This is a genomic window from Ruania alba (genome assembly GCF_900105765.1).
Lineage (GTDB): Bacteria > Actinomycetota > Actinomycetes > Actinomycetales > Beutenbergiaceae > Ruania > Ruania alba.
On record NZ_FNTX01000002.1, the window covers coordinates 914,792 to 940,290 of the forward strand.

Sequence of the window (25,499 nt, forward strand, 5' to 3'; positions counted from 1 at the left end):
GACGGCGGCCCTCCCGCCTGGTCGTCGGCCTCGCCCCGGGGCGAGGCACCAGGGCGCCCGGTGCCTGCCCCGGCAGTGCTGGTTCGCCCGGGACTGTCCGGCGCCCTGGCAGGGCCGTCCACTATCGGCAGTGCACCGGTGTCGGAGAGCGGCCGCCAGCGGGGGCGAGCTGGTGGTCGCCGTCGTCGCCGTCGTCGCCGTCGTCGCCGTCGTCATCCGCGGAGTCCGAACTGTCGGAGCGGGCCGGCGGGTCGTCGCGGACCGGGCCGCGCCGGGCGGCTTCGGCCAGCGTGCGGCGGTGCTCCCCGGTGCTCGTGGCCGGTACGCCCTGCCCGGCGGTCGCGGCGCGATGCTGGGCGCCATCGGAGCGTTCGGCACCCTCGGCTGCTGCATCCCTGGTTGCCGCGCCCGTTGCCGTTGTTGCGCCCGCCGTTGCGGTGCCGGGGGTTCGCTCGCCCCCGCTGGGGTGGTGTTTTGGTCGGTGTGGCGGGCGCGGTGGAGGAGTCAGTGACCGAGTCCGCCACCGGGGTGGGCGCGAGTGGGGCGGGTGCGCGCACGGGCGCCGCCACGCTGGTGGCCGGCGGGTCGTCGTCGGTGCGATATCCCTCGGTGCCTGCCCGGAGCTGGTCGCTCAGCGCCTCCAAGGTGCGGGCCAGCGAGGCGGCCGACCGCGGGCGCTGCTCCGGGTCCTTGGAGAGCATCTGCAGCACCACCTCCCGCACTCGTTCGTCCAGGTGCGAGGGCAGGCCCGGGACCTGCTGGTTCACGTGCGCGAACGCGATGTCGACCTGCGACCCGCCGGTGAACGGGCGCCGCCCGACCAGGGCCTCGAAGGCGACCACTCCGAGGGCGTAGATGTCTCCGGCGCCGGTGGCTGCGCGACCCATCGCCTGTTCCGGTGGGAGGTACTGGGCGGTGCCCATCACCATCCCGGCGGCCGTCATCGGCGCCTGGTTCGCACCGAGGGAGATCCCGAAGTCGGTGATCTTCACGTACCCGTCCCGGGTGAGCAGGATGTTCGACGGCTTCACGTCCCGGTGCACCACGCCGGCCATGTGGGCGGTGTGCAGCGCCCGGGCCGTCTGGGCGAGCACGGGCAGCACCTGGGTGGGTTCCAGGGTGCGCTCGCGGCGCAGCAGGTCCTCCAGGGACTCTCCGAGCACCAGTTCCATGATCAGGTAGCCCGAACCGCGCTGCTCGCCGTAGTCGTACATCGCGGCGATGTTCTGGTGCGAGAGGGCGGCGGAGTTACGCGCCTCGGTGCGCAACCGGTCCAGGAAGTGGGTATCGCCGGCGAACTCGGCGCGCAGCACCTTGGCGGCCACGTTCCGGCGCAGGTGTAGGTCGGTGGCCACCCACACCTCGCCCATACCGCCGGTCGCGAGCCGCTCGGTGAGCTCGTACCGCCCGCCCAGCAGTAGGCCTGCCGTGGGTGTCATTCCTCGAGCACCGCCTGCATGATCTGCCGTGCCACGGGTGCGGCGACCGAGGCACCGGTGCCTTCGTCGCCGAACGCACCGCCGTCCTCGACCACCACGGCGACCACCACCTGCGGGTCCTCCGCCGGAGCGAACGCGGTGAACCAGGCGTCCGGGGCGACGTCCTCCTCGGACCCGGTCTCCGCCGTCCCGGTCTTGCCGGCGACGTCCACCCCGGCGATCTGCCCGGGCGCACCGGTGCCGTTGGCCACCACGTTCACCATCAGGTCGGTCATCGTGGCGGCCGTGCTGGCCGAGATCGGCTCGGCGAACACCTCCGGCTCGGCGCGGGAGGTGACCTGCAGGTCCGGGCCGCGCTCGGTGGCGATCAGGTGCGGCCGCATCACCTGTCCGTCATTGGCCACGGCCGCCGAGACCATCGCCATCTGCAACGGGGTGACCCGCACGTCGAACTGCCCGATCGCGCTCATCGCCGTCTGCGCCGGGTCCGGGTCGGCGGGGAACTGGCTGGGGGTCACGCCCATCGGCACCGTGAGCGGCTCTCCGAAACCGAACGCTTCGGCCTGTGTACGCAACGCCTCGGCGCCGTGCTCCACGGCCAGCATCGCGAACGGGGTGTTGCACGATTCCTGCAGGGCGTACTCCAAGGTGACCGTCTCGCCACCGCAGGTCCCCCCGCCGGGGTTGCGCAGCCTGGTGTCCTGGGTGCCCGGTAGCAGATACTCGGTGGGCGCCTCGATCTCGGTGTCGGGCTGGTACTCGCCGCTCTCCAGGAGCATCGCGAGGTCGATCAGCTTGAAGGTGGAGCCCGGTGCGTACAGATTGCCGCCGATGGTGCGGTTGAACAGTGGGTCACCCTCGTCCTCCACCAGCGCGGTGTAGGCCTCGCTCACCTCAGCGGTGGAGTGACCGGCGAGCACGTTCGGGTCGTAGCTGGGGCGGGAGACCATCGCGAGGATCGCGCCAGTCTCCGGGTCGAGTGCGACCGCAGCGCCACGGCGCCCGTCCAGGGCGTCCCAGGCGGCTTGCTGTGCGGCCGGGTCGATGGTCAGCTCCACGGTGCCCCCGCCCTGCTCGGCGCCGGTGAACAAGGTCCGGATCCGGGAGAGCAGCAGGGAGTCGTCGGTGCCGTTCAGCACCGTGTGCGCCGAGCGTTCCAGCCCGGTGAGCTGGTACAGCCCGTACCAGCCGGTCACCGGGGCGTACAACGGCCCGTTCGGGTAGACGCGTTGGAAGCCGAACGGGTCGTCCACCGGTTCCGACGCTGCGATCGGCTCCCCGTCCACCACGATCGGGCCACGGTCGCGCCCGTAGTCCCGGTACAAGGTGCGCACGTTCCTGGAGTCCGCGTTCAGCTCGGACGCCTGGAAGAACTGCACCCAGGTGGCACCGCCCATCAGGGCGAAGAACATCACGATCACCAGCACCGACAGGCGCCGCAGCGGAGTGTTCATGGGCGTTCCACCACCTCGGTGTGCTGGGCGCCGGGGTCGTCCCCGTCGTCTGATCCGGCACCCTGGTCGTTCGCGGTGCCCGCCCCTTCCCGGGCGCTCGCCGTGCGGTCCTCGGCCGGGCCAGGCGCGTCGGACCGGGCATCCTCGGCACCGGTGCGCTTCCTACCACGGCGAGGGCCGCCGTCGGAGGCCTCGGAGAGCGCACTCAGCGCGACCACCGCGGTATCTTCCGAGACCACCTCACCGCGGCCTTCACCGGCGGGGCGCCGGGAGGAGTCCGAGATCCGCACCAGCAGGCCGATCACGATCCAGTTCGCCACCAGGGAGGACCCGCCGGCGGCCATGAACGGCATCGTCAGGCCGGTGAGCGGGATCAGTCGGGTGACTCCGCCGACCACCACGAAGCACTGGAACGCGATCGTGAACGCGAGCCCGGAGGCGAGCAGCTTGCCGAAGCCGTCCCGCACTCCGATCGCCATCCGGATCCCGCGCTGGGCGAGCACCAGGTAGACCATCAGGATGGCGATCAGCCCGGTCAGGCCCAGCTCCTCGCCGAGGGCGGCGATGATGAAGTCGGAGTTGGCGTAGGAGACCAGGTGCGGGAAGCCCTCGCCCCAGCCGGTGCCCATCAGGCCGCCGAGCGCGAGCCCGAACAGGCCGCGCACCACCTGCCCGGAGCCGCCGAACTCCCGGTTGTAGATCTCCGGGTCCAGCGCGTTCAGCCAGATGTCGAACCGGTCCGCCACGTGCGGGAACAGCGCGATCGCCAGCAGGGCACCGGCGGCGAACATGAGCAGGCCGATGATGATCCAGCTCGCGCGTTCGGTGGCCACGTAGACCATCGCCACGAACAGGCCGAAGAACAGCAGCGAGGTGCCGAGGTCGCGCTCGACGACGAGCACGCCGATACAGGCGGCCCAGGCCACCACCAGCGGGCCCAGGTCTCGCAGCCGCGGGAGCTGCAGGCCGAGCACCTTCGGGCCGGCCAGGGTCAGCACGTCCCGGTTCGTGACCAGGTAGCCGGCGAAGAAGATCGCCAGCAGGATCTTCGCCAGCTCGGCGGGCTGGAGCGAGTAGGACCCCACCTGGATCCACAGCTGGGCGCCGTTGATCCGGGAGCCCAGTCCCGGCACCATCGGCAGTACCAGCAAGACGATGCCGGCCACCATCGCCGTGAACGTGAACCGGCGCAGGATCCGGTGGTCCCGGAGCGCCACGATCACCCCGACGGCGAGTGCCGCCCCGAGCATGGTCCAGATCAGCTGGCGGGGGCCGAACCCGGCCGCGAGACCACGCGAGGCGAGGCCGATGTCGATGCGGTGGATCATCGCCAGGCCGATACCGTTCAGCGCCAGCACCAAGGGCAGCAGCAGTGGGTCCGCATACCGGGCCCGCCAGCGCACCACGAGGTGCAGTACCACGGCGATGACCACCAGGGTGAGGGCGTAGGAACCGAAGTTCTCCGGCAGCGCCTCCCCGGTGTTCAGGCCGACCAGGGCGTACCCACCCAGGCCCAGGGCCAGGGCGAGGAGGAACAGCCATACTTCGGCGGCGCGCCCGGTGCGGATGCGGCTGGGTGCGACGGTGGCCATCAGGTGCCCACCGCCGTCAGGACGATGAGCGAGTCGATCGACGCGGGGCCGGCGGTGGCGTCCTCGGACGGCCGTTCGGTCTCCGGCGCGCTGGGGTCCTCGCTCGGGGTGTCGGTGGGTTCGTCGGTCGGCTCGGAGGGCTGGGCCTGCTCACGCAGCCCCGCCACGATCTCCTCGGCATCGGCCAGGTTGGTGGCGGCGATGTGGCTGGTGACCCGGGAGCGGGCGAAGGTGGGGAGGTCGGTCATCGCCAGGTCGGTCACCTCGTGCACCTCGGAGAGGGCGATCGGACCGAGCTCCTGGGGGATGCCCTGGTAGATCACCACCTGGGTGCCGTCGGTGCCCACGTAGTACTGGGTCTGGGACCAGCGGTAGCCGATCGTCACCGCCCCGGCGAGCAGTGCCACCACGACGAGGGCGGAGATGCCCCAGCGCAGCACCTTGCGCATGGTCGGCTCGGGCGGGTCGATCTCGGCGAGGGCGTCACGTTCGGTGCGACCGGCGGCGTCGGTGCCCTCATCCTCCTCCGGGGATCGGGTCAGCGCCGCGGCCCGGGCAGCCGCACCGGATCCGCCCCGGGTGGGTCGCTCGCGGTCCACCGCTGCCGCACCCACGATCTGGGGGGCCATCTCGGGCAGGTCGGTGGTGTCGACCACGTCGGCGAGCACGATGGTGATGTTGTCCGGGCCTCCGGCCCGCAGCGCGAGGTCGATGAGCTGGTCGGCGCAACGGCCCGGATCAGCTTCGGCGCGCAGCGTCTCGGCGATGGTCTCGGTGGAGACGTAGGAGGAGAGCCCGTCCGAGCAGAGCAGCCAGCGGTCGCCCACGCGGGCCTCGCGCACCGACTCGTCCAGGGTGGGGGCGGACGGGTCGTCGCTGAGCACCCGCAGCACCACCGACCGTTGCGGGTGCGCCTCGGCCTCGGCCTCGGTGAGCTGCCCGGTGGCCACGAGGTGCTGCACGAGGGTGTGGTCCTCGGTCACCTGAACCAGTTCCTGATCCCGGAGCAGGTAGGCGCGCGAGTCGCCGACGTGCACCATGGCCAGCTTGCGACCGGAGCGCAGCAGGGCGATCACGGTGGTGCCGAGACCATGCAGTTCCGGCTGCCGGGAGGAATAGTCCACGAGGTCCCGGCTGGCGGCGCTGACGGCGTGGCGGAGTTGCTCGAGCAGGTCGTCGCCGCCGTGCGCCTCACCGTCGAGGGACGCCAGGTGCGCCACCGCCACCGAGGAGGCGATGTCCCCGCCGGCGGGGCCGCCCATCCCGTCGGCGAGCACGAGCAACTGCGGTCCGGCGTACCCGGAGTCCTGGTTCACGTTGCGGACCAGCCCGACGTCGGAGCGGGCCGCGTATCGGAGTGCGACGGACACGCCGGGCTACCGCTGCAGCTCGATGACGGTCTGTCCGATCCGGATCGGGGTGCCCACTCCGACCGGTACTGCTTCTCCCACCCGCGTGGACCCGAGGTAGGTGCCGTTGCGGGAGCCGAGATCCTCGACCCACCAGCGGCCCTCGCCGGGAAAGATGCGCGCGTGGCGGCCCGAGGAGTAGTCGTCCTCCAGCACGAGGGTGCACCCCGGTGCTCGACCGATCAGCACGGCGGTGCTGCCGAGCTGGAGGGTGGTGCCGTTCAGCGGGCCCGCGGTCACCCGCAGCTGGGAGGGCGTGCCCTTCGGGCGCTGCTGCGCCGGGGCGGGGGCGGGTGCGGGGCGGCGCTTGGAGGTACCCAGTACCGACCCACGGGCGAGCACGCGCGTGCCGAAGACGTCGCGGCGGAGCACGCCGATCGCCGAGAGCACCAGCAGCCAGAGCAGTGCGAGGTAGCCCACCCGGAGCAGGGTGACGATCAGTTCGCTCACCGGGTATCGCCCTCGGGCACGCCGGACCAGAACATGATCCGGGTGCGGCCGATCGTCAGTGTGTTGCCGTCCACGAGGGTGGCGGCATCGGTGTGGTGACCTTCCACGTACGTGCCGTTCGTGGAGCCCAGATCGGTGGCCACCACACCGTCGGCGGTGATCCGGATCTCCAGGTGGCGGCGGGAGACGCCGGTGTCGTCGACGATGATGTCGGCCTCCGAGCCCCGGCCGATCACCGTGACCGGCCCGGTGAGTAGATAGCGCTGGCCGTCGATGTCGAGGATCGGGTGCCTGCGGCTGGGCTGGTCGGTCGTGGCCGGCGCCACCGCACCGCGCTTGGAGGAGGAGCGAACCCGGAACCGCCCGGGTTCGAGGTCCTCGGCTTCGTCGAACTGCACGTCCACGGGGCCTACGAAGACGTAGTGCTGGCTGGTGGCGTGATCGGTGGCGGCGGTGATCATCTCCTCGGCCATCGCCTCCTCGCCCCAGTCGAGCATCTGCTCGTAATCCTTCCGGGCGAGCTCCACGGTGAAGGTGTTCGGCACCACCGTGCGGCCTCGGGAGAGTGCAGCGGTGCGCTCGTCCATGTCCCGGCGGATGGCGCTGGCGATCTCCACGGGCTTGAGCTCGGAACGAAAGGCCTTCGCGAACGCATTGTTCACGACGCGCTCGACTCCCTTCTCGAAGCGGTCGAGAACTCCCACAGCGCACCTCCTCACTGGTCTCGGTGGGTCCACCCTGCGCGATGACCGCCGTGCGCGCGCGGCCGGAGCCGGCAGCGGACACCGTTGTTCCTTGGAATCGTATGCTGTTCCGCGCGCCCGCGGGGTCAGGCGTGCCGCGTCTTGCCCGGACATGTGTCTGATCGGGCCCCGCCCACGCCCCCGGGACGAGACGCTCGCCGGACCAGACGTGCCTACGAACTGTGGCGGGCGCCACGATCGCCGGATTCGCCGACGGTGCTGCGGATCGTGTAGCCTAATCGTCGGTGTTCAGGCCCCTCGTGGGCCCAGAACTACCGGCTCGCGCGAGTGGCGGAATAGGCAGACGCGCACGGTTCAGGTCCGTGTGCCCGAAAGGGCGTGGGGGTTCAACTCCCCCCTCGCGCACCGAGCGAAACGGCGAGATCCCAGGTCATCGGGGTCTCGCCGTCGTCATGTGCGGGACGTGCGGGTGTCTGCACTTCGTAACCGTCTACGTCCACGCCGTCGGCCGTCTGTGCGGATGATGGAATGCATGCGAACCAGACTGACTATCGCCGCGTCCGTGACCGCTGCCGGACTGCTCCTCGCCGGGTGCGGCTCGGCAGGAGACTCCGAGGAGTCGATGGAGGAGGACATGACTTCGTCGGAGGAGATGACCGAGGAGGACATGGCTTCCGACGAGATGGACGAGGAGATGTCCGAGGAGCCGATGGACGAGGAGATGTCCGGCGACGAGATGGACGCCGAGTCCATGGACACCCCGGAGACACTCGCCTTCACCGCCACCACGCTCGACGGAGACGAGTTCGACGGCGCCAGCCTCGCCGGCAGTCCCGCCGTCCTCTGGTTCTGGGCGCCGTGGTGCCCCACCTGCCAGGCGCAGATCCCGAACATGACCTCCCTCGGTGAGCAGTACGCCGGTGAGGTGGCCGTCGTCGGTGTCGGTGGTCTCGACACCTCCGAGGCGATTGCCGACCTCGCCGGTGACATCCCGAACGTGCAGCACCTCGTTGACGACGAGGGCGAGGTGTGGAGTCACTTCGGCATCACCCAGCAGAGCTCGTTCGTGGTGCTCGACTCCGACGGTGAGATCGTGGACGAAGGCACCCTCTCCGACGAAGACCTGAACGCCACAGTCGCCGAGCTCGCCGACGCATGATCGCCGGGGTGGACGCCTCCGCGATCGCGCTGGCGCTCGGAGCAGGCCTCGTGGCGGCGGTGAACCCGTGCGGATTCGCGCTGCTGCCGGCCTATCTGTCGCTGTTCGTGATCAAGGACGCGCCACCCACCCGGCGCGGGGCGGTGCTCCGGGCGTTGCGCGCCAGCCTGGCCCTGACGATCGGATTCTCGGCCGTCTTCGTGACGTTCGGGCTGGTCATCGCCCCGGTGGCCTCTGGGATCCAGGCGTATCTGCCCATCTTCACCGCGGTGCTGGGCCTGGCTCTGCTCGCGGTGGGGATCTGGGTGGCCCTGGGCCGCGCCCTCCCCAGCTTCCGGTTGCCCCGCCGGAAGGGAGCGGCGCCGAAGCCGGTCACTGCCACCTGGCCCTCCATGATCGGCTTCGGCGCCTCGTACGCGGTGGCCTCCATCGGCTGCACGATCGCCCCGTTCCTGGCCGTGGTGGTCACCGCGTTCCGCTCCGACTCCGCCGCGGCCGGCCTCGTCCTCTTCGTGCTCTACGCACTCGGCATGGGGCTGACCGTGGCGGTGGCCGCGACCGCCACGGCCCTGGCCCGCCGCGGACTGATCAACTCGATGCGGCGGATGGGTGGCGGTCTGCCCCGGATCGCCGGGGCGGTGCTCGCACTGGCCGGTGCCTACGTGGCCTGGTACGGCATCTGGGAGCTGCGGGTGCTGCACGGTGACGCCGGTTCTGACCCGATCGTGGAAGCTGCAGCGGGCGTGCAGCGCTGGCTCGCCGACGCGGCCGGGACACTCGGGGTGGTCGGCCTGGGCGTGGCCCTGGTGGTACTCCTCGCGGTCACCTTCCTCCGCCGACGGCGTAGCGCACCCGTGCGCGACTGACTCCGCGACTGACTCGGGGCCGCGTAGGAATCCCCCTTTCCGCCACCGAACCATGCTGCGGGCGGCTGGAGGGGGATTCGAGTGCCGCAGGTGGATTCCCATGGCTCGGCAACGTGTTTGATCGGTGTCGCCTTCAAGAGCTCCACCTGCACATGATGATGTGCAGGTGTATGCTGGAGGCGTGGGATCGAAGTTGGAGCGGCGCATGCAAGTGCTGGTCGACGACGAGCGGTTCCGGCGGCTCGAGGCCGAGGCTGCCGCTGCTGGCTCCTCGGTGGCGTCGGTCGTGCGCAAGGCGATCGACGAGCACTTCCTGGTGAACCGCGATTCCCGAGCCGAGGCAGGGCGTCAGCTCATGGCGGAGTTCGGCGATAGCGACGACGCCACCGAACCGGATTGGGCGGAGTCGAAAGCTGCCTTGATGCGCGATCTGGACGTCAAACTCCCGTGACGCCGTACCTGGTCGATACCGCAGTGTTCGCCTATGCCCTGGGTGCCGCGCATGATCGACGCGAGGCGTGCCAGGCCGTCGTGGCCCGCGCGACCGCAGGCGAGATCGAGTTGCATGCGAGCGTCGAGATGGTCCAGGAGCTGCTGCACCATCGCATGCGCCGGACCGACCGCGCCTCCGCGCTCCGGCAGGCGCGCGCCGCTGGCGGACTCTGTGTGCTGCACCCTCTCGATACAACAGTCCTCGAGCGAGCGCTGAGCCTCGTCGAGGCGACGACCCTACGAGGGCGCGATGCCGTCCACGCCGCCACTGCCGACTGCCACGGGCTGGACTCCATCATCAGTCCGGATGGTGACTTCGACGGCATCGCAGGGCTGCGACGACTGGCACCGGAGCTGGCTGCCTGAGGTGCGGGCGCCCCGACCGCCAAACTACCTACCAGGCATGGACAACGGCGGGACGGAGCCTGGCTCCATGCGGGGGAGTCTCTGTCGAACGCGAACGCGAACGCGATCGCCGCGTCGTTCGTGAGGTCACCGCTTCAGCAGCACCAGCGTCTCGAAGTGCTCGGTGTGCGGGAACATGTCCAGCACCTGGGCTCTGACGGGGCGTAGCGAGGGCATCGCGGCGAGATCGCGCGCGAGGGAATCCACGTGGCAACTGGAGTAGAGCACGTGCGGCACGCCCGACGATTCCAACCAGCCGGCTAGGTCCGCCCCGATGCCCCGGCGTGGGGGGTTCACCACCACCAGATCCGGCGCCTCCCGGGAGTTGAGAGCGAAGGTCGTCGCGTCACCGGCCTCGAACCGGGCCCCGACCCCGGTCTCGGCGGCGCTCGCCGTCGCGGCAGCGACCGCTTCGGCACTGGACTCGACACCGATCACCTCGGTGCCCGGGCGCGCCAGGTGCAGCGCGAATCCACCCACCCCGCAGTACAGGTCCCAGGCGGCGCGGTAGGGCAGCCCCGCCGTCCATTCGGCTGCGAGCCGGTAGAGCGCCGCGGCAATCTGCGAGTTGGTCTGGAAGAAGCCCTGCGGTCGCAGGTACATCTCCACATCCCCGACTCTCATCGGCAGCAACGCCCGCTCGGTGAGCACGATCTCTTCCTCACCCTCGAGAACCGCGCTGTGCGTGGGGTGCAGGTTCACCGACACCACGGCCAGGTGCGGTAGCCGCTCGGTGAGCCACGCCAGATGCTTGCGGATGCGGGGCACCGACTCGGTCGAGCGCAGGACGAACCGCACCAGCAGCTCGCCCGACGGCGACCCGGTCACCAGCACATACTTCAGCTCGCCCCGGCGGGTGGCGACGTCATAGGGCACCAGACGGGCCGCCGTCACGAACTCCGCCAGGACGGGCAGCGCGCCGGCTACCGCCGGCTCGTGCAACGGGCACTCGCGAAGATCCTGCACGGCGCCGCCCGGTCGCAGGATTCCGAGCCGCGGCTCCTCGACAGTCCCGCCGATGACCATCTTCGCCTTGTTCCGGAACCCGGCCTGCGCCGACGCGAGCGGTTCCTCCCAGACTGTGGGGACGTCGTCGAGGGCTTCTCGAGCGCGGGCATGCTTGCGCGCGAGCTGGTTGGTGTACGGGACCTCCAGGAGCGTGCAGGAACGACACTGCTCGGCCTCGTAGTAGTCGCAGCGCACACGGCGAGGGTACGCGGCCCACGCGCTGCGTTGCAGAGGTCATACAAGCATGAGCGCGAGCATTGGAGCCGGGACTGCCCACACGGGACCACTGACGTCCAGGACCGACTTCGTGGCCAGGATGCCACGCCCGTACTTGCCCGTGAGGATGCGGCCTTCGCCCCTCCACCCTTGGGAGACCCACTTCGACTCCAGCGCAACGCTCATCACCGTTCCGTCCGGTGACGGGAGCGAGACGGGAGTCAGATCGATCTCTTTGTCGTTGCTCGTCCTGCCGTACCCGATGGTGTCGCCGGCGATCCACCGGCCGTTGCCCAGCCGCTCGATCGCCCGGGCGAGGTGGACCCCGATCGTCTGCTCGGTCAGCGCGGTCATTGCCGGCGGAAGGGCGCCCGCCCGGAGCCGGGAGGGCATCCACGCCAGCAGCGGATCCACCAGATAGTGCTTGGATTGCGTGCGCGGCACCAGCCGGCCGTGGTCGTCCCGTTGGGGGCAGCGGAGCACCGCGAACGATGCGACCATGCGATGCAGGCGCGTGTCCAACGCTTCGCGGCTTCGGCCGAGCTCGATCGCTGTGGGGTTGACGGCCAGGGGGCTGGTGGCGCGCGTCGCCAGCGCCTCGAGCAGGAGCGGGATCGATTCCTCGCCGGCGTCCGGATCGACGTCGCGCTGGAGCCAGCCTTCGAGGTCTTGTAGGTACTGGTCTGAGACCAAGCCGTTGCGGATGTGCTCGGAGACGGCACGGGGAAAGCCCCCCACACTCATGTAGTCCTGCCATGCCAGGTCGTAGTCGTCGACCAGGAATGACAGTTCCTCCAGGCTGCGCCGAGCCTCCTGGGACTGCAGTGATGCTGGATGACCGGCCGCGGGCTGTGGCAGGTCGTAGCGACTGACGCCGAGGAACTCCCGGAACGACATCGGGAGCAGCATGCGCCGCCGCCTGGTCTCCGATCCAGACCGCCCAGCGATCAGGTTGCCGGTGATGTCCTCGGTCTTGTCCCACCGTGAACCTGTGACCACGACGGTGTCGAAACCGAAGTCGGTGTTGTCGCGTTCGCCCTTGAATAGCGCAGACCAGCCCCTGATCGAGGTGATCTCGTCGAACAGCCAGACCCGGAGCCGAAGCTCGTCGCGGTCGATCGCTGCGGTCTGTGCGCGTGCAACGACCAGGACTCGGCGCAGGTCGCGTAGGTTCATTCCGTCGCAGGGCACGTGGATGACTTGGCGCGGGTCGATATCGTCGCGTGCGCACAGGCTCGCGACAGTCTGGAGCACGGCGACGGATTTGCCGATCCGGCGGGGTCCGGTCAGCACGACCAGCCGGTCGGTCACCGGGCCCGTGGCAACGTCGTCGAGAACTGGCGCGCGATAGCCGACATCGTAGGAAGCCAGGCCTTTGAGAGCCGGGTGCCGCGTACTCCATGCCGTGGCGTCCTTTCCCAGGCTCGCAGCCGCCCACCACGGGTTAGATGACACCAACTTCTGGCGGATCTCATCGTCGCGCATACGCCGATGGTAGCGCACCATCCCGCATTAAGGGGGAGGGTTTGTGTGTCACATCCCGCATTAAGGGGGAGGGTTGGTGTGCCATGCCCAGGATTAAAGGGGAGGGTTGGTGTGGCATGCGCCGGTCGGAGTGGCATGGGCCTAGGCTTGTCGCTCATGCGAGTCACCATGCGGGACGTCGCCGAGCGCGCAGGCGTCTCGGTGAAGACTGTCTCGCGTGTGGTCAACGGCGAACCACACATCCGTCCCGAGACCCAGGCGCAGGTCCGTGCCGCGATCACAGCACTGAACTGGCGGCCGAACGCCTCCGCACGCACCCTGCGCACCGGAAAGACCGGCGTGATCGGCATCATGGTCGCCGAGCTGCGCCGGCCCTTGCTCGCTGCGGTCGTCGAGGCCCTGGTCACCGAGGTGGACCGGCACGGCCTGCACTCCGCCGTCGAGCCCATTCACGACGACGTAACTCGCCTTCGCGAGGTCCTCGCCTCCCGTGGTCGCACCTTCGATGCGCTGCTGGCGGTGGACGCCCCCGAGCTGCCCACCACCACCGCCGACGACGGCCCTCTCGTCCGCGTCGACCTCACCTCCGGTGCGTCTACTGCGGGCCATGACCGCGTCTACGTCGACCGCACGCAGGCTGCGGATCTGGTGCTGCGCCACCTGAGGCTGATGGGACGCACCCGCATCGTGCGGCTCGGCCCCGGTCCGCTCGACCAGCATCCCGAGGCCGCGGCGATCCCGACCCTCGTGCTGGACGGCGAGGATCGGGGTGCCGGCTACCGGGCCGCCCAACGAGCGATCGTCGACCAACCGCAGGTGGAGGCGCTGGTGTGCGGCACGGACGAAATCGCCCTCGGCGCGCTCGCCGGGTTGCATGCGGCAGGGGTGGAGGTGCCGGGCCGGATCGCGGTGACCGGCTTCGGCGATCTGGAGGACGGCAGGTTCGCGACCCCGTCCCTGACGACCCTCGACCCTGACCGGGCGGCCGTGGCGAGGGCGGCGGTCGATCTGGCGCGCATACGTCTGCGTAAATCGGTTCCAGAATCCGGCGACGCGAGTGAGGTGGCGATGCCGGTGGCCCTGATCCGGCGTGAGTCCACGATGGGGGCGAGCCCACGATGAACGGCAAGCCCACCCTCGATGACGTTGCCGCCGTGGCGGGCGTCTCGGCGAAGACCGTCTCGAACGTGCTCCTCGACCGGCCGCACGTGGCCGAGGGGACGCGCGTGCGGGTGCGGGCGGCCGTGCAGTCTGTCGGCTACCAGGTGAACCAGGCCGGCCGTGGCCTTGTCTCCGGGCGTAGCGGCCGCATCGCCGTGGTGGTGCCCAAGTTATACCAGCCGTACTTCGCCGAGATCGCCGAACGCCTGATCGTGGCCCTCGGAGAGGCCGGCTTCAGCTCGACGCTGCGCATCGCTCCGGACGCGCAGGCCGAGAAGGATGCCGTGCACGGGGTGACCACCGCCGACGCCGACGGGGTCATCATCTGCCCGCACCACCTCTCCACCGAGCTGCTGGGCGGCCAGGCACCGAGTCGGCCGGTGGTCCAGGTCGGCGGCGGCCCCTCCGGTCTGGTTGACGCGGTGGTGATGGGCGAGAGTGCTGGGTTCGAGGCGGTCACCCGGCACCTGCTCGACTCGGGGCGGCAGCGTTTGGCGCTGGTGTGGAACTCCACCGGGAGTGGCAGCCCCGAGGGTGCGCGGTACGAGGCATTCGTGGCAGCGCACCGCGCCCGGGGGATGGAGCCCGATCCGGCGCTCATGGTGGCCGGCTCGGACTGGGACCGGCGGGTTTCCGGCTACGAAGCCATGACCGGTTTGCTGCGGTCCGGGGCCGACTTCGACGCGGTGGTCGGCATCAACGATGCGGTCGCCGTGGGGGCGATGCGTGCATTGCGCAGTCACGGTATTCGGGTGCCTGAGGATGTCGCGGTGACGGGCTTCGATGATACCGATGAGGCCGCCTTCACCGTGCCTCCGCTGACGTCGGTCAGCCCGGAGCAGGAGGAGATGGTGGCCGTCGCGGTGCGGATGCTGGTCGAGCGTCTGTCCGGATTGGAGGTCCCACCTCGGGCCCACCTCACCGGCGCGCATCTGGTGCCCCGCGCCTCCTCTGGTGCCCGCCGCTGACCCACTGTCCTCGCCGCTGATCCACCGCCCCGCGCCTGGGTGCCGCTCGTCGTCGCCATCCGCGCCGGGGAGCGACGACCGGTGGCACTTCGGTGGGGACCGGCGGAGCGACCGATGGTGGCACCTCGGTGGGGCCGGGTCGGCGAGGCGCCACTCGTTGTCGCCTGCGCGATCGGGGAGCGACGACCGGCGGCACCTCGCGGGGTGGCCGGGACGCCTGGGTGCCGCTCGTTGTCGCCATGCGGCCCGGGGGTCGACAGGGGGTGGCACCTCGCGCCCCGGGGCGACGGACAGTGGCACCATGCGCCCCGGGGCGACGGACAGTGGCACCTCGCGACCAGTCGGTGCGCCTGGGTGCCACTGGTCGTCGCTCGGAGCGGGGCGGACCGACGGACAGTGGCACCTACCGCGGAAGTGAACGCTCACATCCCATTCTGTCCTGCTGTTGACAACGCTGAATGATGGCGCCTACTGTCGTCCGCAGTTCACCCCCGCGAAGGAGCAGATGTGACCCAGCAGCAGGTGGCACCGACGCCCACCTCCCCCGCCTCCGGCCACGCGGTCGCGGTGGCGCCGGCCATCCCCCGGGCAGGCACCGCTCGCCGCAGCCCGCTCGATATGCGGTCCGTCCGCCTCAGCCCCGAGGGCACCCTCGGCGCCTGGCAGCAGCGCAACGCCGGGGCCACCATCGGTCACTGCATCGCGAACCTGGAGAGCTCCGGGGTGCTGGACAACTTCCGCCGCGTGATCGGCGAGTCCGGCGCCGGCTACCGCGGCTTCGTCTTCGCCGACTCCGACCTCTACAAGACCATCGAGGCCGTCGCCTGGGAGATCGCCCGCACCGGCACCACCGAGTGGGACGCCTGGCTCGACGACGTGATCGCCCTGGTCGCACGGGTGCAGGAGCCCTCCGGGTACGTGATGAGCTGGATCCAAGGGCCGCACCCGGAGAAGAAGTTCGCCGAGCTCGAGTGGACGCACGAGATGTACGTGGCCGGGCACATGATCCAGGCCGCCGTCGCCCTCTCCCGCGCCGCCGGCCGCGACGATCTGCTCACCCTCGCCCGCCGCTTCGCCGACCTGCTCGACCGCCGGTTCGGCCCCGGCCGCGAGGAGGGCATCTGCGGCCACCCGGAGATCGAGACCGCCCTGGTCGAGCTGTACCGGCACACCGGCGAGCGCCGCTACCTCACCCTCGCCGAGCGGATGATCGACCTGCGCGGTACCGGGCTGCTCAAGGTCGGCGGCCTGGGCGCCACCTACTTCCAGGACCACGCCCCCGTCCGGGAGGCGAGGGACGCCGTCGGGCATGCTGTGCGCCAGCTGTACCTGAACGCCGGGGCCACCGACGTGCACCTGGAGACCGGGGACGCCACCCTGCTCGAGGCGATGCACGCACAGTGGGCCAGCGTCCACCACCGCAAGATGTACCTCACCGGGGCGTTCGGTTCCCGGCACCGGGACGAGGCCTTCGGCGACGACTACGAGCTGCCCTCGGACCGCGCCTACGCCGAGACCTGCGCCACCATCGCCGATGTGCACTGGACCTGGCGGATGCTGCTCGCCGCCGAACGCCCGGTCGCCGCCTACGCCGAGACCATCGAGCGCGAGCTGCACAACGCCCTCGCCGCCGCGGTGGACTCCACCTGCACCCGGTTCTTCTACGCCAACCCGCTGCAGCTGCGCCCGGACCGGTTCAGCGAGGAGAACGCCCCCCGGGACCGGCAGCCCTGGTACTCCTGCGCCTGCTGCCCGCCGAACCTGGCCCGCCTGGTGGCTCAGCTCGGGTCGTACGTGGCCTCGGCCACGGCTGAGGAGCTGGCGCTCCACCTGTTCGCCGATGCCGAGATCGATGTGCCGGCGCACCTGGGCGGGGGCACGCTGCGCGTGGCCACCCGCTACCCCGACGACGGACAGGTCACCCTGGCCGTGTCGGGATCGGCTGGTCTTCGGATCGCCGTGCGGGTGCCGAGCTGGTCCTCGGGCACCACGCTCGACGGCGATCCGGTCACCCCGGACGAGGACGGCTACCTGCGCCTGGATCTCAGCGGAGAGGCCACCCTCGCCCTGGACCTGACCCCACGCTGGACCCGGGCGCACCACCGCACGGACGCACTGCGCGGGGCCCGGGCGATCGAGGTGGGCCCCCGGGTGTACTGCGTGGAGCAGGTGGACCTGCCCGACGGCGTCGCGTTGGACGACGTGCTCGTCGCCGATGGTGCCGTGCTGAGCAGGCAGGAGCAGGGCGGGCAGGTGCGGGTGGGGCTGCATGGCACCGTCCGGGCTGCCACTGACGAGTTGTACCCGGCCCCCGGGCAGTCCACGGAAACCACCGAGGTGGAGATCACCGCCGTTCCGTTCGCCTCATGGGGCAACCGGGGCAGCACGGCGATGCGGGTATGGATCCCGGTCGTCTGAACCTGAAGAACTGGCGCGGCCGCACGGTCGTGCACGGACTCGAGGAGGAGTCATGAACCACATCACGAAGAGGTGGCGTTACGCACCCGCCGTGGCCGCAGCGACCGCCGGTGCGCTCGCGCTCACCGCCTGCTCCGGCGGCAGCGATGGGAACGAGGGCGGCGGCGGGGGAGGCACCCTCCAGGTGCTCGTGCTCAAGCACCCGCTCACCGGGTCGATGGCCGACATGGCCTGGGTCGGCGACCTGGAGGAGACAGCCGGGGTGACCATCGAATGGGAAGAGGTCTCCGCCGACTGGGACCAGAAGAAGTCCACGATGCTTGCCGCCGGGGACATCCCCGATCTCATCGTCGGCGTGAACTCGATCACGAACGCCGACCAGGCCACCTTCACCGGCCTGTTCGAGGACCTCAGCGACGACATGGACGCGCTGCCGAACGTGGCCGCCATGTTCGAGGCGCTGCCCGAGACCGAGCAGATGGCTACCAGCACCGACGGCGAGATCTACGGTCTGCCCAGCTATCGGCGGTTCTGGCCGGACACCGCCACCCGGCAGTTCATCAACCAGCAGTGGTTGGACACCCTCGGCCTGGAGGAGCCGACCACCTGGGATGAGCTGCACGAGGTGCTGCTGGCGTTTAAGGAGGAGGACGCGAACGGCAACGGCGACCCGAACGATGAGATCCCGATGGACTGGGCCCCGGCCGGTGACACCGGCTTCGGCTTCTTCCAACCCACCGTGCTGCTCGGCAGCCTCGGCATGCCGATCTCCGACGGCGGCGGCCAGGGCTACTTTGTCGAGGACGGGCAGGTGGGCAACTTCCTGAACGACGAGCGGTACCGCGACCTGATCGCCTTCCTGCACGAGCTCTACGCCGACGGCCTGATCAGCCAGGACGTGATGACCCAGGACTACTCCGCGTACCAGTCCGTGGCGCGTGGCGACGGGGACGACGCCCGGGTGGGATTCACCTGGGGATGGACCGGTTCGGACCGCGTGGGCGCCCAACTGGCCGACCAGTACAGCGCGATGTCACCGCTCATGGGCGACGCCTCGATGGACCCGAGCGAGCTGACGTGGTCCTATGACGCGTACGGCCTCAACTACGGGGTCAACTCGATCACCATGTCGGCTCAGAGCGACAACCGTGAGGCCGCCCTCGCTGTGATCAACGGCTTCTACGACCAGGACATCTCCGTGCAGTCCTTGTGGGGCGATCTCGGGGAGAACGTCGAAAGCACCGGTGAGGGCAGCTACGAGGTGCTGCCGCCCGCCGACGGTGAGACCGACCCGTCCTCCTGGAAGTGGACCACCACGCTCGCCGACAACAGCCCCGGCTGGATCCGCGACGACATCGAGGTGACTCTCCCCTCGGACCTGCAGGAAGCGGTGGAGCAGTACGAGCCGCTCGCCGACGCCGTCGAGAACGTGGACCCCACCACCGACATCTTCCCCGGTGCGCTGATCCGGATGAGCGAAGAGGACCTGAACCAGCTCTCGCTCAACAACACCGCTGTGTTCGGGATCGCGATGCAGCGATGGGCCACCTGGATCACCGAGGGCGGCGTGGAGGACGAGTGGGACGCCTACGTGGCCGAGGTGGAGGGCTCCGGCCTGACGCAGAACATCGAGATCCATCAGAGCTACTACGACGAGTTCGCCGCCTCGCAGGGGTGAGCAAACAGTCCAACGACGGGGTGTGGGCGGTGCGGGCCGATGAGCAGTCCGACCGCACCGCCCGCCCCCGCTGATCGAAGGAGATCACCGTGACCGCGACGAGGACGGGGCCCGTACGGGCGCCGGGCGTGGTGCCCTCGCGGGGCCCGACCCGCACGCCACCGAGAGGGATCGCGATGCTGCGCCGGCACATGCATCGCTATTGGCAACTGTGGGTGATGGCCCTTCCCGCCATCGGCTTTGTGGTCCTGTTCGCCTATGTGCCGATGTACGGGCTGCAGCTGGCGTTCCGGGAGTTCGACTTCGCTGCCGGGCTCACCGGTGGCGAGTGGGTCGGGCTGAAGTACTTCCACCAGTTCTTCGAGAGCCCGCAGTTCTGGATGCTGATCCGCAACACCGTGGTGATCAGCGTGACCACCCTGGTGGTGGGCTTCGTGGCCCCGATCGCGCTGGCGCTGATGGTGAACCAGGTGATCGGACGCCGTCGGAAGAAGTTCCTGCAGACGGCCACCTACCTGCCGCACTTCATCTCGATCGTGGTGATCGTCGGGATGCTGCAGGTGTTCCTCTCCCCGTCCTCGGGTCTGATCACCCGGGTGGCCGAGATGATCGGCTTCAGCGGCACGAACTTCCTTGGTGACGCCGGAGCGTTCGTGCCGGTCTACGTGATCTCCGAGGTGTGGCAGCACGCCGGGTGGAACAGCATCATCTATCTCGCGGCGCTGGCCAGCGTGGACACCCAACTGTACGAGGCCGCCCGGATCGACGGGGCGGGGCGGGTCACGATCATCCGCCACATCGACATCCCCGCGCTGGTGCCCACGATGATCGTGCTGTTCATCCTGAACATGGGCACGGTACTGAGCACCGGCTTCGAGAAGATCTTCCTGATGCAGAACCCCTTGAACCTGGGGGTCTCAGAGGTGCTCGCCACCTACGTGTACAAGATCGGCATCCTGTCCAACCAGTTCAGCTACGGCACGGCGATCGGGTTGTTCAACACGCTGATCAACTTCACCTTCCTGGTGGTCACGAACCAGGTCGCCAAGCGCGTCTCCAACACGAGTCTGTGGTGAGCCTCATGCGACTTTCCGCCCTCAAGTACCGCACCCCCGGCGACCTCGCGTTCACGGTCGGGTTGGTCCTCACGTGCGCGCTGGTGCTGTTCGTGACGTTGTACCCGATCTACTTCGTGGTGATCGCATCCGTCTCGGATCCGACGATGGTGGCCACCGGGCGCGTGTGGTTCATCCCGCAGGGGATCTCCTGGTTCGGGTACGAACAGATCCTGGCCGACGAGCGAATCTGGACCGGCTACCGGAACACGATCCTCTACACCGTGGTGGGCACGGCGGTGAACCTGCTGGTGACCCTGCCGGCCGCGTACGCCCTCTCCCGGCGCGAATTCCGCCCGCGGAAGGTGCTGATGTTCTTCTTCGCCTTCACGATGTTCTTCAACGGCGGGCTGATCCCGATGTACCTGCTGCTGCGGGACCTGAACCTGCTGGACAACTGGCTGGTGTTCATCCTCCCGACCGCGGTGAACGTCTACAACCTGATCATCGCCCGGGCGTTCTTCGAGAACTCCCTGCCCGAGGAGCTTTACGAGGCGGCCACGATCGACGGGTCGAACTACTTCCAGTTCTTCCTCAAGATGGCGCTGCCGCTGTCCATGGCGATCATCTCGGTGATCGGCCTGTACTACCTCGTGCAGCACTGGAACGACTTCTTCACCGGTCTGGTGTTCGTGCGCGACTACGACAAGCAACCGTTGCAGATCGTGCTGCGCGACATCCTCATCTCCAACCAGGCCTTCTCCGGCGGAGCCGGCGGATCGGGTGGTTCCGGCGGCGGCAGCTACGCCCAGCAGTACGCCGACCAGATCAAGTACGGCGTGATCGTGGTCTCCACGCTGCCGGTGATCGTGCTCTACCCCTTCCTGCAGCGGTACTTCGAGAAGGGCGTGATGATCGGGTCGGTGAAGGGCTGATGCAGCGCCTGCTCGACTGGCACCAGCGGATCGGCCGACTCGGGCTGCGGCTGCTGTGCCTGCACCTGCTCTGGGTGGTCTGGACGCTGCGCGGAGGGATCGTCCTCGGCCTGTTCCCCGCCACCTCCGCCGTGCACGGGGTCCTCCGCGACGACGCCCGCCACGCCCAGCAGCACCCCGATGACCCGCCCACGCTGGCCGGCCTGCGGTCCCGGTTCGCCGAGCTGTGGCGGGCCGAGTTCGGCTCCGCGAACCGGCTCGGCGCAGTGTTGAGCGTGATCTGGGCCGTGCTGCTGATCGACCGGGTCCTGGTCACCCAGCTCGACCTGGGCGACCTGGGCCCCGCACTGGCCGGGGCACACACGGTGGCCGGGGTGGTTCTCGCTGTGCTCACCGTGACCGTCTGGCCGCTGCAGGCCCACTTCGACGACGGCGCTCGCGGCCTGCTGCGCCGCAGCCTTGTGCTGGTGGCCGGCCGCCCCGCCATCGGTGCGCTCACCGCCGCGGGTGCCGCGCTCGTGCTCTACGCCTACTACCTCGTCCCCGGACTGGTCCCCGTCTTCGGGGTGGCCGCGCCTGCTGCTATCGCTACTGCCTGCATGTGGCGGACCGGGGTGCTCGCCGCCCCGGCTTCCGCGCCTGCACCCGCATCACCCCTCATTCCCGCCCACTGACGGAAAGGCTCCCATGACCAGCGAGTCCCCGGTCGCTCCCCGGCTGCGGTCTCTCGGCTACACCGGCCAGGTCCAGCTGCACGGCGATCTCGGAGACCGGATCGCCGACGCCGCCGAGACCTACCTGGGGATGCCGCCGGAGGATGTGCTGCACGGTTTCCGGCAGCAGGCCGGGCTCCCGGCGCCCGGTGAGCCGATGACCGGGTGGTCCCGGGTGACCACGCAGCCCACCTTCGGTCAGTGGGTCTCCGGCCTGGCCCGGCTCGGGGCGACCGCGGGCATCCCGGAGGCGACCGAGCGGGCCGTGCAGCTGGTGGACGGTTTCGCGGAGACCGTCGGGGCGGACGGTGACACCCGGATGTCGCTCTACGGGTACGAGAAGCTGCTCTGCGGGCTCGTCGACACCGCGCTTTATGCCGGGCACCAGCCGGCTCTGGACCTGCTGGACCGCACCGTTCCATGGGCAGCCCGCACCCTGGAGCAGGACCGGCCCGCCGCCCACGCCGCGAACTTCGCCGGCGGGATCATCACGCCCACCTCGCACGCCCGCACCATCGAGTGGTACACCCTCGCGGAGAACCTGCACCGCGGGTACCTCGCCGGCGCCGACCCCGCTGCTGAGGAGTTCGCCCGGCTGTGGCACTACGACTCCTACTGGGACCGCTTCGCCGAGGCACCCGAGCCCGGGCGCCCGTGGGACGTGCCCGTCTGGTTGCACGCCTACTCGCACGTGAACACCTTCGCCTCCGCGGCGGCCGCCTATGAGGTGACCGGGGAGCCGCACTATCTCGAGATCCTGCGCAACGCCCACGAGTACTTCACCACCACCCAGACCTACGCCACCGGCGGGTACGGCCCGAGCGAGTTCACCCTGCCCGAGGACGGGGCGCTCGGCCGCAGCCTGGAGTGGCGTACCGATACCGCCGAGATCGTCTGCGGGACCTGGGCGGCGTTCAAGCTGTGCACCGCGCTGCTGCGATTCACCGGGGAGGCCCGGTATGCCGACTGGGTCGAACAGCTCGTGTTCTCCGGGATCGGGGCCGTCACGCCGGTGCGCCCGGGTGGGCGCTCGCCCTACTACCAGGACTACCGGCTCGGCATCGCCACCAAGCTGCCGCACTGGGACGACTGGCCGTGCTGCTCGGGTACGTACCTGCAGTGCGTGGCGCACCTGCCGGAACTGGTCTACCACGCCCACGACGGCGGAGTGTCGGTGGCCCTGTACGTCCCCTCCACCCTCACGTGGGAGCAGGACGGACGCGAGCTCACCCTGACCCAGCGCACCGACTTCCCGGCCGGGGACACCACGACCCTGACTGTGCGCAACCCGGGCGAGCCGTGCCGGTTCACCCTCAGGCTCCGGGTCCCGCCCTGGAGTGAGGACTTCCAGGTGAGGGTGAACGGGGAGGTGACCTCCGCCGTCGGGAATCACGGCTGGGTGGAGGTGGATCGCGACTGGACCGATGGGGATGAGGTGATCGTGCGCCTGGGCGCCCGGCTGCGGGTGCTGCCGGTGGACCGCTGGCACCCGCACCGGGTGGCGTTCGCGCACGGGCCGGTGGTGCTGGCGCAGAACGCCGACTGGACCATGCCGATCTCGCTGCCCACGCCGTGGCAGATGGTGGACCTGGAGGCCGCGTTCACCCGCGAGGACCCCCTGGTCTACCGGCCGGTCGGGGTGGGCACCGCGCGGCTGCCCCTGGGTCGGATGGCCCCGCTCTCCGAAGTGCCGGACCGCATCCCGTATCGCGTCTATCACGACCTCGACAACCCCCGGATCGTGTAGAAGGAGACCTGTGCAACTCGAACCGCTCGCCACCACCACCGTCCACCGCGGCGCCGTCGGGGAGATGGGCTCCCTGTACACCCGCCTCCTGGTCACGGACCCCGACGGTCCGAACGCCGGGGCCATCTTCCTCACCTGGGAGCTGCGCCTCGGTGTGGCCGACGACGGCGGACCCTCCTTCCCGATCTGGCGCAGTCTGGACGGGGGGCACACCTGGGAGCACCTGGCCGACGTTCCCGACGTGCAGTACGGGTTCGGCCACCGGTACCAACCGATGCTGTACGAGGTGCCGGAGAGCGTCGGCCACCTGCATCGTGGGGGCCTGCTGCTCGCCGGGAACGCGATCCCGGCGGACGGGTCCAGCACCAACCTGGTGCTCTACTCCTCCACGGACTCAGGTGCCACGTGGCAGTACGAATCGACGATAGATTCTGGCGGTCCGGCGATCTACTCCCCGCGCAGCGACGCGGACACGACCGCCGTCTGGGAACCCGACCTACACGTGATCGGCGGCGAACTGCACTGCTTCTTCGCCGACGAGCGGGAGAAGGAACGCGGGATGCTGCAGGTGATCGCCCGCCGCTCCAGCACCGACCTGCGCACGTGGTCGGAGAAGGACCTGGTCTCCGGTGTGGGGGACAGGTTCCATCGCCCTGGCATGTTCGTGGGCACAGGCCAGATGCCCGACGGCGTCCATCGCGCCGTGATCGAGGTGGTGGGACCACCCGAGGTACCGATCCATCTGCTCACCAGCAGCGACGGTCTCGACTGGGGCGATCCAGCCGCGATCGGCCTGCCGCTCGTGGCCACCGACGGCACCAGCATCTCCGGTACCCCGAACCTCGCCTGGCGGGAGGTGGGCGGTCAGGTGGAGCTGATCGCGACCGGGCGGCACAGCCTCCGCGACGGGGTGGCCGGCAACCGGGCGCTGCACAGTCTCGACCTGGGCGCCACGTGGACCTCGTTCGAGCTGCCCACCCCGGCCGAGCGTTCGCTCACCGGCGACGGGTCCGGCTACTCCCAGTCGGTGCGGTGGAACGCCGACGGCGACCTCGTGCACGCCACGACGGTGCGCTCAGCCACCGGCAGCCATGACGTGGTCGTGACCGTGGCGCGCCGGCACCAGCCGTAGGGTCATCCTGGTCGCTGCTACCCCAGCCGCGGGTCCTCGATCTCCGCACCCATGAGGGCCGGGAGCGCTCCGCCGTAGAGAGCCTGGTAGATGGCGTCCGGCTGTTCCGGGTCGACGAACTGGACCTGCACCCAGTCGCCGGACTCGGTCACCTCCCCCTCACCGAGGATGTCCTGCCAGGGGCGCTGCGTGGACGGGTCGCTGCCGGAGGTGAGCTGGTCGGTGACCGTTTCCACCATCGTCTCCGGGTCGTCGACGCGCAAGCACAGTGTGGCGACCGGCTCCTCCGTACTGCCGCTGAAGCCGATGGCCAGTGATGTGGCCGGTGCTGGGTCATCGCCGGAATGCAGCTCGGCGGCGACCACATCGCCCAGGCAGTCGGTCACCCCGGAGTAGACCTCGGCGTCGGCGGCGGACTCGTCGGTGCCCTCGACCAGGTCGGCCACCATGGTTTGGTGGGTCGAGCCGACGAAGGTCCGCTCACCGAACCACACCGTGTTCATCTGGCTGAGCACCTGTGGTGGCAGCAGGTCGTCCTCGAGATCGACCTCGGCGTCACCGCGCCGCACCAGCAGCGTGCCGTCAGCCAGGTCGCTCGATTCCCCGTCGGCTTCGGCGAAGAAGCCGGCCACCGCCTCCCCATCGACCCCGTCGAACCGGAACGCCGTGTATGGCGGCTCACCCACCCACAGCGCCGTTGCGCCCTCGGACCCCCCGTCCGGCAGCAAAGCCGGGTCCAGCTGGCGGGTGAGCTGCCCGAGCGTGCCGTACCCCACCAGCCCCGCCGTGGCGAACGGGTGCGGGTACTCGTCATAGCCGCCGAGCTCGGTCACCGCCGACACATCCGTCCACGCGATCAGCCGGAGGTTGTCCTCGGTGGCGGGGACTGACTCCAGCGCCCCGCCCAAGCCGTCAGCGGGTGGCCCGGGATCGCAGGCAGCCAGTGCTCCCGCAGCGGCGATCGTGGTCCCGGCGGCGAGCAGACGAGAAGTGCGCATCTGTTCATCATCCCG

General features: G+C 69.9%; 22 protein-coding genes and 1 tRNA gene. 14 read left to right on the forward strand and 9 right to left on the reverse strand.

Going from position 1 to position 25,499, the window contains the following annotated elements; translation table 11 throughout:
* Positions 1-212: 212 nt before the first annotated feature.
* The 6 genes from BLU77_RS14625 to BLU77_RS14650 are packed head-to-tail and all read right to left on the reverse strand — an operon-like array spanning position 213 to position 7,048.
* A complete protein-coding gene (locus tag BLU77_RS14625) occupies positions 213-1,439 on the reverse strand; it encodes a serine/threonine-protein kinase (RefSeq protein WP_089773825.1) in 1,227 nt (408 codons plus the stop codon).
* Positions 1,436-2,893 (reverse strand): peptidoglycan D,D-transpeptidase FtsI family protein, encoded by a 1,458-nt coding sequence (locus tag BLU77_RS14630; RefSeq protein WP_089773826.1) that lies wholly within the window; start codon positions 2,891-2,893, stop codon positions 1,436-1,438. The genes BLU77_RS14625 and BLU77_RS14630 overlap by 4 nt, the downstream gene beginning before the upstream one ends.
* Complete coding sequence (locus BLU77_RS14635; RefSeq protein WP_089773827.1) at positions 2,890-4,485, reverse strand: FtsW/RodA/SpoVE family cell cycle protein; 1,596 nt, start codon at positions 4,483-4,485, stop codon at positions 2,890-2,892. The genes BLU77_RS14630 and BLU77_RS14635 overlap by 4 nt, the downstream gene beginning before the upstream one ends.
* Positions 4,485-5,855, reverse strand: a complete 1,371-nt coding sequence (locus BLU77_RS14640) for a PP2C family protein-serine/threonine phosphatase (RefSeq protein ID WP_089773828.1) — start codon at positions 5,853-5,855, stop codon at positions 4,485-4,487. The genes BLU77_RS14635 and BLU77_RS14640 overlap by 1 nt, the downstream gene beginning before the upstream one ends.
* A gap of 6 nt (positions 5,856-5,861) precedes the next feature.
* On the reverse strand, positions 5,862-6,344 hold the full coding sequence (locus BLU77_RS14645; RefSeq protein ID WP_089773829.1) for an FHA domain-containing protein FhaB/FipA: 483 nt from the start codon (positions 6,342-6,344) through the stop codon (positions 5,862-5,864).
* A complete protein-coding gene (locus BLU77_RS14650) occupies positions 6,341-7,048 on the reverse strand; it encodes an FHA domain-containing protein (protein WP_089773830.1) in 708 nt (235 codons plus the stop codon). The genes BLU77_RS14645 and BLU77_RS14650 overlap by 4 nt, the downstream gene beginning before the upstream one ends.
* A gap of 321 nt (positions 7,049-7,369) precedes the next feature.
* Between BLU77_RS14650 and BLU77_RS14655 the strand changes: the two genes are divergently transcribed.
* From BLU77_RS14655 to BLU77_RS14675, 5 genes are all read left to right on the forward strand, one after another.
* Positions 7,370-7,453 (forward strand) — tRNA-Leu (locus BLU77_RS14655).
* A gap of 127 nt (positions 7,454-7,580) precedes the next feature.
* Positions 7,581-8,207 carry a redoxin domain-containing protein gene (locus BLU77_RS14660; RefSeq protein WP_175477122.1) on the forward strand — a complete coding sequence of 209 codons (627 nt, stop codon included), beginning with the start codon at positions 7,581-7,583 and terminating at the stop codon, positions 8,205-8,207.
* Positions 8,208-8,215: 8 nt separating this feature from the next.
* Positions 8,216-9,073 (forward strand): cytochrome c biogenesis CcdA family protein, encoded by an 858-nt coding sequence (locus BLU77_RS14665; RefSeq protein ID WP_217632469.1) that lies wholly within the window; start codon positions 8,216-8,218, stop codon positions 9,071-9,073.
* 181 nt (positions 9,074-9,254) lie between these two features.
* Positions 9,255-9,524: an antitoxin gene (locus BLU77_RS14670; protein ID WP_139177787.1), complete on the forward strand. Its 270-nt coding sequence runs from the start codon at positions 9,255-9,257 to the stop codon at positions 9,522-9,524.
* Positions 9,521-9,931: a type II toxin-antitoxin system VapC family toxin gene (locus BLU77_RS14675; RefSeq protein WP_175477124.1), complete on the forward strand. Its 411-nt coding sequence runs from the start codon at positions 9,521-9,523 to the stop codon at positions 9,929-9,931. The genes BLU77_RS14670 and BLU77_RS14675 overlap by 4 nt, the downstream gene beginning before the upstream one ends.
* A gap of 126 nt (positions 9,932-10,057) precedes the next feature.
* Here the strand turns inward: BLU77_RS14675 and rlmC are convergent, their stop codons facing one another.
* Positions 10,058-11,173 carry a 23S rRNA (uracil(747)-C(5))-methyltransferase RlmC gene (gene rlmC / locus BLU77_RS14680; protein WP_089773834.1) on the reverse strand — a complete coding sequence of 372 codons (1,116 nt, stop codon included), beginning with the start codon at positions 11,171-11,173 and terminating at the stop codon, positions 10,058-10,060.
* Positions 11,174-11,212: 39 nt separating this feature from the next.
* Complete coding sequence (locus tag BLU77_RS14685) at positions 11,213-12,679, reverse strand: AAA family ATPase (protein WP_175477125.1); 1,467 nt, start codon at positions 12,677-12,679, stop codon at positions 11,213-11,215.
* A gap of 156 nt (positions 12,680-12,835) precedes the next feature.
* Between BLU77_RS14685 and BLU77_RS14690 the strand changes: the two genes are divergently transcribed.
* The 9 genes from BLU77_RS14690 (at position 12,836) to BLU77_RS14730 (ending at position 24,486) form a co-directional block, all read left to right on the forward strand.
* Positions 12,836-13,801, forward strand: a complete 966-nt coding sequence (locus tag BLU77_RS14690) for a LacI family DNA-binding transcriptional regulator (RefSeq protein WP_245708878.1) — start codon at positions 12,836-12,838, stop codon at positions 13,799-13,801.
* Positions 13,798-14,808 carry a LacI family DNA-binding transcriptional regulator gene (locus tag BLU77_RS14695; protein ID WP_089773836.1) on the forward strand — a complete coding sequence of 337 codons (1,011 nt, stop codon included), beginning with the start codon at positions 13,798-13,800 and terminating at the stop codon, positions 14,806-14,808. Before BLU77_RS14690 ends, BLU77_RS14695 begins: the two co-directional genes overlap by 4 nt.
* A gap of 507 nt (positions 14,809-15,315) precedes the next feature.
* Complete coding sequence (locus BLU77_RS14700; RefSeq protein WP_245708879.1) at positions 15,316-17,226, forward strand: glycoside hydrolase family 127 protein; 1,911 nt, start codon at positions 15,316-15,318, stop codon at positions 17,224-17,226.
* Between the two features lie 52 nt (positions 17,227-17,278).
* Positions 17,279-18,904, forward strand: coding sequence for an extracellular solute-binding protein (locus BLU77_RS14705; protein ID WP_089773837.1), 1,626 nt, complete (start codon positions 17,279-17,281; stop codon positions 18,902-18,904).
* An 89-nt stretch (positions 18,905-18,993) separates the two neighbouring features.
* Positions 18,994-19,980, forward strand: a complete 987-nt coding sequence (locus tag BLU77_RS14710; RefSeq protein WP_245708880.1) for an ABC transporter permease — start codon at positions 18,994-18,996, stop codon at positions 19,978-19,980.
* 5 nt (positions 19,981-19,985) lie between these two features.
* Entirely contained in the window at positions 19,986-20,894 is a 909-nt protein-coding gene (locus BLU77_RS14715; RefSeq protein ID WP_089775835.1) for a carbohydrate ABC transporter permease, read from the forward strand.
* On the forward strand, positions 20,894-21,568 hold the full coding sequence (locus BLU77_RS14720; protein ID WP_089773839.1) for a YesL family protein: 675 nt from the start codon (positions 20,894-20,896) through the stop codon (positions 21,566-21,568). The genes BLU77_RS14715 and BLU77_RS14720 overlap by 1 nt, the downstream gene beginning before the upstream one ends.
* A gap of 13 nt (positions 21,569-21,581) precedes the next feature.
* A complete protein-coding gene (locus BLU77_RS14725; RefSeq protein WP_089773840.1) occupies positions 21,582-23,354 on the forward strand; it encodes a beta-L-arabinofuranosidase domain-containing protein in 1,773 nt (590 codons plus the stop codon).
* A 10-nt stretch (positions 23,355-23,364) separates the two neighbouring features.
* Positions 23,365-24,486, forward strand: a complete 1,122-nt coding sequence (locus tag BLU77_RS14730; RefSeq protein WP_089773841.1) for a sialidase family protein — start codon at positions 23,365-23,367, stop codon at positions 24,484-24,486.
* A 17-nt stretch (positions 24,487-24,503) separates the two neighbouring features.
* Here BLU77_RS14730 and BLU77_RS14735 read toward each other — a convergent pair whose 3' ends face one another.
* Entirely contained in the window at positions 24,504-25,484 is a 981-nt protein-coding gene (locus BLU77_RS14735; RefSeq protein WP_089773842.1) for a hypothetical protein, read from the reverse strand.
* Positions 25,485-25,499 lie beyond the last annotated feature (15 nt).

What these genes read in the sequence shown, in the direction of transcription:
- BLU77_RS14735 (WP_089773842.1), bottom strand. Translation starts at nt 25,484, where the DNA reads ATGCGCACTTCTCGTCTGCTCGCCGCCGGGACCACGATCGCCGCTGCG.
- BLU77_RS14705 (WP_089773837.1), top strand. Translation starts at nt 17,279, where the DNA reads ATGAACCACATCACGAAGAGGTGGCGTTACGCACCCGCCGTGGCCGCA.
- BLU77_RS14695 (WP_089773836.1), top strand. Translation starts at nt 13,798, where the DNA reads ATGAACGGCAAGCCCACCCTCGATGACGTTGCCGCCGTGGCGGGCGTC.
- BLU77_RS14685 (WP_175477125.1), bottom strand. Translation starts at nt 12,679, where the DNA reads ATGCGCGACGATGAGATCCGCCAGAAGTTGGTGTCATCTAACCCGTGG.
- BLU77_RS14630 (WP_089773826.1), bottom strand. Translation starts at nt 2,893, where the DNA reads ATGAACACTCCGCTGCGGCGCCTGTCGGTGCTGGTGATCGTGATGTTC.
- BLU77_RS14725 (WP_089773840.1), top strand. Translation starts at nt 21,582, where the DNA reads ATGACCAGCGAGTCCCCGGTCGCTCCCCGGCTGCGGTCTCTCGGCTAC.
- BLU77_RS14690 (WP_245708878.1), top strand. Translation starts at nt 12,836, where the DNA reads ATGCGAGTCACCATGCGGGACGTCGCCGAGCGCGCAGGCGTCTCGGTG.
- BLU77_RS14715 (WP_089775835.1), top strand. Translation starts at nt 19,986, where the DNA reads ATGCGACTTTCCGCCCTCAAGTACCGCACCCCCGGCGACCTCGCGTTC.
- BLU77_RS14625 (WP_089773825.1), bottom strand. Translation starts at nt 1,439, where the DNA reads ATGACACCCACGGCAGGCCTACTGCTGGGCGGGCGGTACGAGCTCACC.
- BLU77_RS14660 (WP_175477122.1), top strand. Translation starts at nt 7,581, where the DNA reads ATGCGAACCAGACTGACTATCGCCGCGTCCGTGACCGCTGCCGGACTG.
- BLU77_RS14635 (WP_089773827.1), bottom strand. Translation starts at nt 4,485, where the DNA reads ATGGCCACCGTCGCACCCAGCCGCATCCGCACCGGGCGCGCCGCCGAA.
- BLU77_RS14720 (WP_089773839.1), top strand. Translation starts at nt 20,894, where the DNA reads ATGCAGCGCCTGCTCGACTGGCACCAGCGGATCGGCCGACTCGGGCTG.